The 302-nt window shown below is 74.5% G+C and carries 1 pseudogene; it reads left to right on the top strand.

From position 1 onward, the window contains the following. Window positions 1–163: 163 nt before the first annotated feature. Window positions 164–302, top strand: a pseudogene (locus tag JHD73_RS28680) (heat-shock protein); the annotation flags it as partial.

Here is a 302-nt window from a genome sequence, read left to right as displayed (position 1 = left end):
CCCCCCCCCCCCCCCCCCCCCCCCCCCCCCCCCCCCCCCCCCCCCCCCCCCCCCCCCCCCCCCCCCCCCCCCCCCCCCCCCCCCCCCCCCCCCCCCCCCCCCCTTTTCACGCAGAAGACGGCATACGCGATCAGGCGCCATGTCTCGTGGGCTCGGAGATGTGTATAAGAGACAGGTGCTGGGCCGCCCGGTGTTCTTCATCGACGAAGATCCCAAGGCCGACCAGCTCGCCGAAGACACGCTGTCGGAAATCGCGCGCGACGCCGGCTTCGACGAGATCGCCTTCCAGTACGAGCCCATCG

The sequence above is a fragment of the Ralstonia sp. ASV6 genome (genome assembly GCF_016429285.1).
In the GTDB taxonomy this organism is placed as follows: Bacteria; Pseudomonadota; Gammaproteobacteria; order Burkholderiales; family Burkholderiaceae; genus Ralstonia; species Ralstonia flaminis.
Note: the sequence above shows the minus strand (reverse complement) of the source record. Positions and strands in the feature narration are given on the sequence as shown.